This window comes from Kineosporia babensis (assembly GCF_021129305.1).
GTDB lineage: Bacteria > Actinomycetota > Actinomycetes > Actinomycetales > Kineosporiaceae > Kineosporia > Kineosporia babensis.
The window spans coordinates 21,181-27,180 of record NZ_JAJOMB010000042.1; the positions used below are offsets into that span (position 1 = coordinate 21,181).

At 62.2% G+C, this 6,000-nt stretch carries 4 protein-coding genes; 1 reads left to right on the plus strand and 3 read right to left on the minus strand.

Translation table 11 applies throughout. The features are described from left to right. Window positions 1-528: 528 nt before the first annotated feature. Window positions 529-732 (plus strand): hypothetical protein, encoded by a 204-nt coding sequence (locus LR394_RS40050; protein ID WP_231449956.1) that lies wholly within the window; start codon window positions 529-531, stop codon window positions 730-732. A 388-nt stretch (window positions 733-1,120) separates the two neighbouring features. Here LR394_RS40050 and LR394_RS40055 read toward each other — a convergent pair whose 3' ends face one another. From LR394_RS40055 to LR394_RS40060, 3 genes are read right to left on the minus strand one after another with little or no spacing between them, the layout of a single operon-like run. Further along, the gene (locus tag LR394_RS40055) at window positions 1,121-1,606 is read right to left on the minus strand and encodes a hypothetical protein (RefSeq protein ID WP_231449957.1); all 486 of its coding nucleotides are present in this window, start codon (window positions 1,604-1,606) and stop codon (window positions 1,121-1,123) included. A gap of 14 nt (window positions 1,607-1,620) precedes the next feature. Continuing rightward, a complete protein-coding gene (locus LR394_RS43915; RefSeq protein WP_407937214.1) occupies window positions 1,621-2,106 on the minus strand; it encodes a barstar family protein in 486 nt (161 codons plus the stop codon). After that, on the minus strand, window positions 2,106-5,999 hold the full coding sequence (locus tag LR394_RS40060) for a DUF6531 domain-containing protein (RefSeq protein ID WP_269330562.1): 3,894 nt from the start codon (window positions 5,997-5,999) through the stop codon (window positions 2,106-2,108). Before LR394_RS40060 ends, LR394_RS43915 begins: the two co-directional genes overlap by 1 nt. Window position 6,000: the final 1 nt, after the last annotated feature.

Genomic DNA, 6,000 nt, shown 5'->3' on the forward strand with positions numbered 1-6,000 from the left:
TTCCGTCCTCACTCCGCGACCGCCCAAAGCTCTTCCAAGACAAGCAGCTTCTATGCACCCCGCTCTGCCGCAACCTCGTTCAAGCTCGTCGTCGTGCGCCCGGAAACCACCACGACCACTCCACGATTACCGTGTCGGAGACCCGAGACTTTCCAACAGCCGACACATGATCGCAAGCAAGGGCGCCGCAGAATGCGTACATAGCTCACAGGCCGGTGCGCCCGTTTGGCCTGGCCAACGCCTTTCCGGGGCGACGTGGTCGACCTCACCGAGAACACCTGGAGGGTTCGACCCAACCGGGCGCCCGCGGCAAGTCTCGATTGCCGCCGCCCTGGAGGACCCGACTACGACCAGGAACTCGCACCGCATCCGACATTCGGCCTTATGCCAATTCACTACTCAGTGTCGCTACCTTCTGACGGGCGGCGCCTGCCGACTCCCACAAAGCGAACCTGGGCAGCAACGCCTAGTGGCGTACATACGATCGTATTACACCGAGAGGGTGACTACACAGAGCGTGACATTTCAATGAATGATCCGGATCTGAAACGACTTGATGCCGTCGTGAAGAACGGTGCCAAAGACCGCACCGCCGCCCTGCGTCTGGCTCTCCTGCACGAGGAGCGTCGCATCCTGGGCCTGCGCGACGCTGAGATCTATCGGACGCAGGGCGAAGACGCCGATGCCGACGCATGGGCTCACGGTCGCACGATCCCTGCTCTCGATGACTGAGCCCATCGAGTCCGCCCTCACCTACGAGGCCAACAATCGGCGACCCATCGTGCGGGCCAAACTCGACAAGGAGCGCAACCCACTGGCGATGACCCGCCTGTCCGTCTACGACGCCCGCAGTGTGGTCAGCCGTGCACCCATCACCAGCACCATCCGAGGACTGCGCCTCCGAGGTACGCGTCGGACGGCGCAACGGTCTGTACCACGACAACGTCGCTCTGCTGGACAATATTCAGACCGTGCCCGAGTCCCTCGTCCTCGGTCACTCCGGTTTTCTTCTGGACGATCAAGAAGACCGGAGTAAAGATCGACAAACCGACAGATCAGACCCGAACGATTCTCGCCCCTGCAAGATCAGGACTGGTCCTACCAACGATAAAGCCGGGGGTCACGTGTCTTTAGCCGGAATGCGAGCTACGGTAACTCCAGCGAACGGTGTCTTCTCGACAAGGATTCCCACTTCAGGGGCGTAAATGCAGAACTCTTGAATCCCTTCGACCACGGCCGGCAGATGCTGCTCCAGCATATCCGGAGACAAGCGAATACTTGGGCGACCACCACCCCAGCAGAAAATTATGTTTTCCGTAGCGGAGTCGAGCCATTTGCTTCCGACCTCGGACCATGCGAACTCGTCTGCCCAGCATGCCTCCAGGACGAACTCTTCAGGAACCTGTGACCAGTCCACCGAACCGTCCGAGTTGCGCGGGAAGGGCCCCAATGCTTCTCGGTCGAATCTGTGGAAATCTTCTTCGGACAGAAATTCAACGCCGGTTGCCCCTACCCAGGACACGAGCTTTCCTGGCCGTGGCGAGCGAATAGGGCGAATCATCGACCGGGGTAGGCGTTCCGGCTGATCACCGTAGCGATAGTTCACCATCTCATGCTGAACTAACTGGCCGAGATGATGCTGCCCTCCCGCCCAAATCGCTCGACCCAATCCTTACCTCCCAGGAAGACTGTGTTGAAAGGGACCTCACCACCCCCCCAAGCAGGTCCTAGGGCAAATGATCGCGACCACGTACTACCAATCGAATCGAGTTGACTTAAATAGATCTGCAAGTCTTGACCATTCTCGACCAACAATAGGTCCGCATTTGATATAACAGTTAGATAGGCACGGGCCGGCAGCCCTTCAAGCTCCGTCATGCACTCATGAAAGGCGTTCCAATTCCAGCCAAAGTACTCTGGGAATTGAAACCCTCGCGAGTATTCGCGAAATAGGTCATTTGCATTTTGCATTAACCCCCCGTCAAAGTGGACGACCCTCCCGGACCCCTGACTAATCGCTGAAACAGCCGGCGAAATGTCTGCCCCTCCGAGTGCTGTGTGCACCCAAGGCGATTCAAGAGATGTCAGCGAGGCAATATGTGGCATCAAGAAACTCTCACAAATGTCTGATAGTGGTCGGGTGAGTAATAAGTTGCTCCATCGGAGCCTGTAACAATCCTTTCTCCTCCTGGCCTTTCGTTGGCCGCCGAGGGAATTGTTCCCCATTCGCGATATTTGATGGGTGCACCAGAGGTGGTTGCCGACGGTAGAACTTGCCCACCGGTGCCCCCGTCGTTGCGAAATTCTTTTGGAACGACTGGACCACGAACACCGCTTTGAGCAATCACACCATCTTTTTCGATGCTTGCAATGACCTCCAATGATTCAACTGGTACCAGCGACAAGGAATCCGACGCTGGCGTAGCACATGAATTCTGCGAGGACAGCCCTAAGGGGTCAATCCAGGTCTGCGGGTTACAGACGTACCCACGGTTGTTGGAGTCTGGCGCCAAGCCCAACGGGTCGGTACTAGCGGTGGTGGGGTCGTAGTAGCGGTAATGATTGTAGTGGTTATCCGTTTCAGGATCACGGTATTGGCCCGGGTGGTCAAGAGGACAGTATTCAGACGTGTCAATGTTGACCCGTTGGCGGGGGATGCCCCAATGAGTAGTTCGGCGGGTCCAAGTGATGTGCCCGGTAACGGGGTCTGCGAGGTGGATCGGAGTACCGACGGTATCAGTGAGGACAGCCCGGACCTTCAGTTGATGATTGGCAGCTCCGGTGGTTTGAGCGATGGGGGTATATGAGCCGGGTATGTAGCTGAAGGTCCGTGTGCCGCCATCAGGAAGGCTTTCGGCTGCGAGGGTCGGACCGTCCCATGTGAATACTTGGACGGAGACTTCCGCGGTTTCAGAGCCTTTTGTGACTCGACGGCCGAGGGGGTCATAGGTGTAATGCCAGGTGACGCCGTCGATAGTCGCGGCTGCCAGCGTGCCCTCGGGGTTCCAGGCGAAGTGGGTTCTGCGAATGGTCCCAGAGAGCAAGTGAGTGGTGCGGCGAGTTAGTCGTCCGTGGGTGTCATAGGTGTAGCTGGTGTTGCCGACTCGGGTGACGCGGCTGACTGCATAGGTCAGAGCGCCGCTGGATTCGGCCCAGGGTGCATCTTGGTTGTCAGCGGCAGCGCTCTGGTGCGACTGGATCAGGGATCCAGACGCGTCGTAGGCGTAGCGTTCGGCTGACTTGCCGTTGTAGGTGATGTGGGTGACCCGGCCGAGAGGGTCAAGCTCGAAGTCCTGGCGGCCGGTGGTGCTGTCCTGGATGGTGTTGAGGTAGCCGTCCGGGCGCCAGTCGTAGTGTCGGGTGTGCAGGACCTGGCTCGCGGAGGTGGCCGGGAGCGCTGGCGTTGCGGGAGTCTGGGGGTTGCCGGTCAGAGTTTCGAAGATCGACGAAATTCCTGGCTGGGCCGGGTTGTTCGTGGGCAGGCCCGGGCTGAGCTGGGTGAGTGAGGCTACCTGGGTAAGGAGCCGGCCTGCGGGGTCGTACTGCTGTTCGGTGACGAACGAGCGGTGCGGGCCTGGACCGGGAGCGGCGATCTGGTGGGCGATGCTGGTGGTGCGGCCTGACAGATCGTGGGCGAAGGTGATCTGATGCTGGCCGGTCGTGATCGAGGACGGTAGTCCGGACGGTTTCCATTCCCACGTGGTCGCGGTGCCGTCGGGCAAGGTTCGGCCGGTGCGCTGTCCGCGTGTGTCGTAGGTGGAGGCGACTGTTCGCCCGTCGACAGATTCGGTGAGGGTCCGGCCGAGGATGTCGAAGGTGAAGGCGAGGGTGTGGTCGTCGTTGACGGCTTGCGTCATGCGGCCCGCGTCGTCGTAGGTGTAGCGAGTACTCCGGCTGTTGTGTTCGTCCTGGTGGATGGTGCTGACCAGACGTCCGGCGAGATCCCAGGAGTGGCTGGTGGTGATGGCTTCGGGGGTGTCGGCTGACTGGATGCGTTGGGCGAGTTGCCCTGCGGCGTCGTAGGTGTAGCGGGTGAGAACGTCGTCGTAGTCACGTTGTTCAGCCAGACGGCCGGCGGCGTCGTAGCTATAGGTCCAGGACAGGCCGCGGGGGTCGATGACCTCGATGGGACGCTTCTGGCCGTCGTGACGGACCTGGATGAACGCGCCATCGGGACGCTTCAGCGCTGTGGTGAGCCCCAGAGGTCCGGGCGTGTAGTGGGTTTGGCCGCCGTTGGGGTCGGTGGTGGTGAGGAGATTTTCCTCGGCGTCATAAGTCCAGGTGGTGCGGGTGCCGTCGGCGAGGATCTGCTCGACGGGCAGGCCGGTGATGGTGCGTTGCCAGGTGGTGCGAGCTTGTTCGGGGTCGGAGTGCCAGGCTAGATGCCCGAAAGGCGTGTACCCGTAGCGGTTGGCGCCACCGTCAGAGTCCAGCACCGTGATCGGGCGCCCGGCACGGTCGGTGCTGATCTGGGTGATCGCGCCGAGCGGATCGGTGACCTGGGCGAGGGATCCGGCGAGTGGGTCGTACTCGAAGTGAGTAGCCGCGCCGAGAGCATCAGTGATGCTCAGGCAATGGCCAGCGGTGTCCCAGGCATAACGTGTCCTCGTGCCTACCGGGTCGGTGACGGTTTCCACGCGCCCACAGCGGTCGCGGGTCCGGTGAGTGCGGGCCCCATCTGGGCCGGTAACCGAGAGCATCCGGCCGCGTTCGTCGCGCACGGCCTGGGTGATGCGGCCGAGCGGGTCGTTCACGAGGGTGAGTTCACCGCGATGGTCGCGGGCGTATGTGGTGCGGGCCCCGGTCGGGTCGGTGATCGCTGTCACCAGACCCCGTCGGTCGATGTCGTAAACGGTGACGGCACCGCAGGCATCGGTAACGCGTCGCAACCGGCGGCCGTCGCCGTGTCCGGGCGTGTCCTGGTACTCGATCGCCACATTGAGGACGCCGTCGGTGCCTTCCCCGGCCACGACACGTCCCCACACGTCGTAGCGGTAGGCGTAGTGATGTCCGATCCGGTCTTCCCACCGGACGATGCGACCGGCACCGTCGTAGGCGAAACGGTGAACGGACGCGTCCGGGTCGGCGACCTCGATCAGGCGCCGGTCCTGGTCGTACGTGAAGGAGCGGATCAGCCCGTCGGCGCCCGGCCGTGCGTGCGCAGGAACATGGTTGTCGACTTGGGGCTCGTACCCGTGCAGGCGGTAGCCGGCGATCAGGCCGTCCTGGGTATCGATGAGGATGCGGGTGCCGTCGCTTTGCACGAGGGCGGCCGGGATCTGCTGGCCCGGGTGATACTCCACAGTGGTCCACTGGCAGCCGTCCAGGGTGGAGGTTCCTGCCAGAACAGCTGTGCCGGTCAGGGATTCTTCCGTCGCAGGACTGGTTTCGGTGAACCACCAGAGGACGTCGGTGTCTGGTTCGCGGGCGCACCACAGTCGTGCTGGGGTCAGGAACACCTCAGGGACCACGACCTCGGTCCCCTCGAACGCCGGCCTGGACCCGACAGGGCTCAGTTCCCAAGGCGCGCCAGCGGCTGTCAGTACCGGGGTATCTGCCGGCCATTCGGCCGGGTGTGGGTCAGCCGCTGTGCCTGAGCTCTCGGGTTCTTCAGGTGCGGCGAAACTGATGATCTGCGCATCGGCGGTGATCAGACGGACCGTGCCGGTACTGATCTCCAGCCGAGCATCGAGTGTGCTGGACCAGGTCGGCCCGAACCACTGCCCGATCCGCCACCCCGACACATGCCGCCGGGCCAGGACCAACGGCAGCCGACCCTCGACCCGCACGTCGGTCTCGGAGAGGAACATGTCACCGGTACCGACATCGACCGGCTCACCTACAGCTGTGCTGTTCGGGCCCGCCGAACTCGTCTGCTGCCCCGCTTTTCCTCCTGCTGAGGTGGCTGGACGTCCGTCGGTAGAGCCTGACGCTCCCCTCGGGCGCGTACCGCCAGAACCGCCCCTCCCCTGTCCTTGCCGATCGCCGCTCTTGTCCAGG

Excerpts from the sequence above, each read along its gene's own strand:
- LR394_RS40050 (WP_231449956.1), top strand. The coding sequence starts at position 529 with ATGAATGATCCGGATCTGAAACGACTTGATGCCGTCGTGAAGAACGGT.
- LR394_RS43915 (WP_407937214.1), bottom strand. The coding sequence starts at position 2,106 with ATGCCACATATTGCCTCGCTGACATCTCTTGAATCGCCTTGGGTGCAC.